Here is a 4,330-nt window from a genome sequence, read left to right on the forward strand (position 1 = left end):
GTCGCCTGCTCGGGTGATATCGACGAGGTTGTGCGGCTGATGCACGACGCTGCGGCGTGGATGTCCGCCAAGGGAACGCCCGCCTGGGACGTCGCGCGGATCGACCGGACATTCGCGGAGACCTTCGTCCTGAGATCCGAGCTCCTAGGGATCGCCTCAGAAAACGGAAAATAAAGCACGCTAAGCCGTAAGTAAGCGTGCTCCTGTGAAAGCCACAGCTAAAACTGCGTAGTACACATAGAGGTATTTTTTTCTAGATTTATATCGAATTTCGTTATCGAATTTCGCTTATTATTGATCAACTCGTTGCAGATCATGAAGGCGAAAGTATGACGGGCACTGTTGCAAATAGTCGGTGGTGATAAACTTATCATCCCCTTTTGCTGATGGAGCTGCACATGAACCCATTCAAAGGCCGGCATTTTCAGCGTGACATCATTCTGTGGGCCGTACGCTGGTACTGCAAATACGGCATCAGTTACCGTGAGCTGCAGGAGATGCTGGCTGAACGCGGAGTGAATGTCGATCACTCCACGATTTACCGCTGGGTTCAGCGTTATGCGCCTGAAATGGAAAAACGGCTGCGCTGGTACTGGCGTAACCCTTCCGATCTTTGCCCGTGGCACATGGATGAAACCTACGTGAAGGTCAATGGCCGCTGGGCGTATCTGTACCGGGCCGTCGACAGCCGGGGCCGCACTGTCGATTTTTATCTCTCCTCCCGTCGTAACAGCAAAGCTGCATACCGGTTTCTGGGTAAAATCCTCAACAACGTGAAGAAGTGGCAGATCCCGCGATTCATCAACACGGATAAAGCGCCCGCCTATGGTCGCGCGCTTGCTCTGCTCAAACGCGAAGGCCGGTGCCCGTCTGACGTTGAACACCGACAGATTAAGTACCGGAACAACGTGATTGAATGCGATCATGGCAAACTGAAACGGATAATCGGCGCCACGCTGGGATTTAAATCCATGAAGACGGCTTACGCCACCATCAAAGGTATTGAGGTGATGCGTGCACTACGCAAAGGCCAGGCCTCAGCATTTTATTATGGTGATCCCCTGGGCGAAATGCGCCTGGTAAGCAGAGTTTTTGAAATGTAAGGCCTTTGAATAAGACAAAAGGCTGCCTCATCGCTAACTTTGCAACAGTGCCTTTAAGCGTGCATAATAAGCCCTACACAAATTGGGAGTTAGACATCATGAGCAACGCAAAAACAAAGTTAGGCATCACAAAGTACAGCATCGTGACCAACAGCAACGATTCCGTCACACTGCGCCTCATGACTGAGCATGACCTTGCGATGCTCTATGAGTGGCTAAATCGATCTCATATCGTCGAGTGGTGGGGCGGAGAAGAAGCACGCCCGACACTTGCTGACGTACAGGAACAGTACTTGCCAAGCGTTTTAGCGCAAGAGTCCGTCACTCCATACATTGCAATGCTGAATGGAGAGCCGATTGGGTATGCCCAGTCGTACGTTGCTCTTGGAAGCGGGGACGGACGGTGGGAAGAAGAAACCGATCCAGGAGTACGCGGAATAGACCAGTTACTGGCGAATGCATCACAACTGGGCAAAGGCTTGGGAACCAAGCTGGTTCGAGCTCTGGTTGAGTTGCTGTTCAATGATCCCGAGGTCACCAAGATCCAAACGGACCCGTCGCCGAGCAACTTGCGAGCGATCCGATGCTACGAGAAAGCGGGGTTTGAGAGGCAAGGTACCGTAACCACCCCATATGGTCCAGCCGTGTACATGGTTCAAACACGCCAGGCATTCGAGCGAACACGCAGTGATGCCTAACCCTTCCATCGAGGGGGACGTCCAAGGGCTGGCGCCCTTGGCCGCCCCTCATGTCAAACGTTGGGCGAACCCGGAGCCTCATTAATTGTTAGCCGTTAAAATTAAGCCCTTTACCAAACCAATACTTATTATGAAAAACACAATACATATCAACTTCGCTATTTTTTTAATAATTGCAAATATTATCTACAGCAGCGCCAGTGCATCAACAGATATCTCTACTGTTGCATCTCCATTATTTGAAGGAACTGAAGGTTGTTTTTTACTTTACGATGCATCCACAAACGCTGAAATTGCTCAATTCAATAAAGCAAAGTGTGCAACGCAAATGGCACCAGATTCAACTTTCAAGATCGCATTATCACTTATGGCATTTGATGCGGAAATAATAGATCAGAAAACCATATTCAAATGGGATAAAACCCCCAAAGGAATGGAGATCTGGAACAGCAATCATACACCAAAGACGTGGATGCAATTTTCTGTTGTTTGGGTTTCGCAAGAAATAACCCAAAAAATTGGATTAAATAAAATCAAGAATTATCTCAAAGATTTTGATTATGGAAATCAAGACTTCTCTGGAGATAAAGAAAGAAACAACGGATTAACAGAAGCATGGCTCGAAAGTAGCTTAAAAATTTCACCAGAAGAACAAATTCAATTCCTGCGTAAAATTATTAATCACAATCTCCCAGTTAAAAACTCAGCCATAGAAAACACCATAGAGAACATGTATCTACAAGATCTGGATAATAGTACAAAACTGTATGGGAAAACTGGTGCAGGATTCACAGCAAATAGAACCTTACAAAACGGATGGTTTGAAGGGTTTATTATAAGCAAATCAGGACATAAATATGTTTTTGTGTCCGCACTTACAGGAAACTTGGGGTCGAATTTAACATCAAGCATAAAAGCCAAGAAAAATGCGATCACCATTCTAAACACACTAAATTTATAAAAAATCTAATGGCAAAATCGCCCAACCCTTCAATCAAGTCGGGACGGCCAAAAGCAAGCTTTTGGCTCCCCTCGCTGGCGCTCGGCGCCCCTTATTTCAAACGTTAGACGGCAAAGTCACAGACCGCGGGATCTCTTATGACCAACTACTTTGATAGCCCCTTCAAAGGCAAGCTGCTTTCTGAGCAAGTGAAGAACCCCAATATCAAAGTTGGGCGGTACAGCTATTACTCTGGCTACTATCATGGGCACTCATTCGATGACTGCGCACGGTATCTGTTTCCGGACCGTGATGACGTTGATAAGTTGATCATCGGTAGTTTCTGCTCTATCGGGAGTGGGGCTTCCTTTATCATGGCTGGCAATCAGGGGCATCGGTACGACTGGGCATCATCTTTCCCGTTCTTTTATATGCAGGAAGAACCTGCATTCTCAAGCGCACTCGATGCCTTCCAAAAAGCAGGTAATACTGTCATTGGCAATGACGTTTGGATCGGCTCTGAGGCAATGGTCATGCCCGGAATCAAGATCGGGCACGGTGCGGTGATAGGCAGCCGCTCGTTGGTGACAAAAGATGTGGAGCCTTACGCTATCGTTGGCGGCAATCCCGCTAAGAAGATTAAGAAACGCTTCACCGATGAGGAAATTTCATTGCTTCTGGAGATGGAGTGGTGGAATTGGTCACTGGAGAAGATCAAAGCGGCAATGCCCATGCTGTGCTCGTCTAATATTGTTGGCCTGCACAAGTATTGGCTCGAGTTTGCCGTCTAACAATTCAATCAAGCCGATGCCGCTTCGCGGCACGGCTTATTTCAGGCGTTATGCAGCCAAATCCCAACAATTAAGGGTCTTAAAATGGTAAAAGATTGGATTCCCATCTCTCATGATAATTACAAGCAGGTGCAAGGACCGTTCTATCATGGAACCAAAGCCAATTTGGCGATTGGTGACTTGCTAACCACAGGGTTCATCTCTCATTTCGAGGACGGTCGTATTCTTAAGCACATCTACTTTTCAGCCTTGATGGAGCCAGCAGTTTGGGGAGCTGAACTTGCTATGTCACTGTCTGGCCTCGAGGGTCGCGGCTACATATACATAGTTGAGCCAACAGGACCGTTCGAAGACGATCCGAATCTTACGAACAAAAGATTTCCCGGTAATCCAACACAGTCCTATAGAACCTGCGAACCCTTGAGAATTGTTGGCGTTGTTGAAGACTGGGAGGGGCATCCTGTTGAATTAATAAGGGGAATGTTGGATTCGTTGGAGGACTTAAAGCGCCGTGGTTTACACGTCATTGAAGACTAGTCCTTTGCATAACAAAGCCATCAAACCGGACGCCAGAGATTCCGCGCCTGTTGCGCATGGCTTCGCCATTTTATGCGCAATAGGCGCGCCACCCTGTCGCCGTTTATGGCGGCGTTAGATGCACTAAGCACATAATTGCTCACAGCCAAACTATCAGGTCAAGTCTGCTTTTATTATTTTTAAGCGTGCATAATAAGCCCTACACAAATTGGGAGATATATCATGAAAGGCTGGCTTTTTCTTGTTATCGCAATAGTTGGC

5 protein-coding genes are annotated in these 4,330 nt (G+C 47.5%); all 5 read left to right on the forward strand.

What is annotated here, in order from left to right; genetic code table 11:
- The first annotated feature begins 398 nt into the window (after window positions 1–398).
- On the forward strand, window positions 399–1,103 hold the full coding sequence (locus tag DZ860_RS23400; RefSeq protein WP_001067855.1) for an IS6-like element IS26 family transposase: 705 nt from the start codon (window positions 399–401) through the stop codon (window positions 1,101–1,103).
- A gap of 143 nt (window positions 1,104–1,246) precedes the next feature.
- Window positions 1,247–1,801 carry a fluoroquinolone-acetylating aminoglycoside 6'-N-acetyltransferase AAC(6')-Ib-cr5 gene (locus DZ860_RS23405; protein WP_063840321.1) on the forward strand — a complete coding sequence of 185 codons (555 nt, stop codon included), beginning with the start codon at window positions 1,247–1,249 and terminating at the stop codon, window positions 1,799–1,801.
- Between the two features lie 130 nt (window positions 1,802–1,931).
- On the forward strand, window positions 1,932–2,762 hold the full coding sequence (locus DZ860_RS23410) for an oxacillin-hydrolyzing class D beta-lactamase OXA-1 (protein WP_001334766.1): 831 nt from the start codon (window positions 1,932–1,934) through the stop codon (window positions 2,760–2,762).
- A 137-nt stretch (window positions 2,763–2,899) separates the two neighbouring features.
- Complete coding sequence (locus tag DZ860_RS23415) at window positions 2,900–3,532, forward strand: type B-3 chloramphenicol O-acetyltransferase CatB3 (protein ID WP_000186237.1); 633 nt, start codon at window positions 2,900–2,902, stop codon at window positions 3,530–3,532.
- 84 nt (window positions 3,533–3,616) lie between these two features.
- Window positions 3,617–4,069: an NAD(+)--rifampin ADP-ribosyltransferase Arr-3 gene (locus DZ860_RS23420; RefSeq protein ID WP_001749986.1), complete on the forward strand. Its 453-nt coding sequence runs from the start codon at window positions 3,617–3,619 to the stop codon at window positions 4,067–4,069.
- Window positions 4,070–4,330 lie beyond the last annotated feature (261 nt).

Source organism: Vibrio sinensis, assembly GCF_003605645.1.
Classification (GTDB): domain Bacteria; phylum Pseudomonadota; class Gammaproteobacteria; order Enterobacterales; family Vibrionaceae; genus Vibrio; species Vibrio sinensis.

What these genes read in the sequence shown, in the direction of transcription:
- DZ860_RS23420 (WP_001749986.1), top strand. Translation starts at nt 3,617, where the DNA reads ATGGTAAAAGATTGGATTCCCATCTCTCATGATAATTACAAGCAGGTG.
- DZ860_RS23400 (WP_001067855.1), top strand. Translation starts at nt 399, where the DNA reads ATGAACCCATTCAAAGGCCGGCATTTTCAGCGTGACATCATTCTGTGG.
- DZ860_RS23415 (WP_000186237.1), top strand. Translation starts at nt 2,900, where the DNA reads ATGACCAACTACTTTGATAGCCCCTTCAAAGGCAAGCTGCTTTCTGAG.
- DZ860_RS23410 (WP_001334766.1), top strand. Translation starts at nt 1,932, where the DNA reads ATGAAAAACACAATACATATCAACTTCGCTATTTTTTTAATAATTGCA.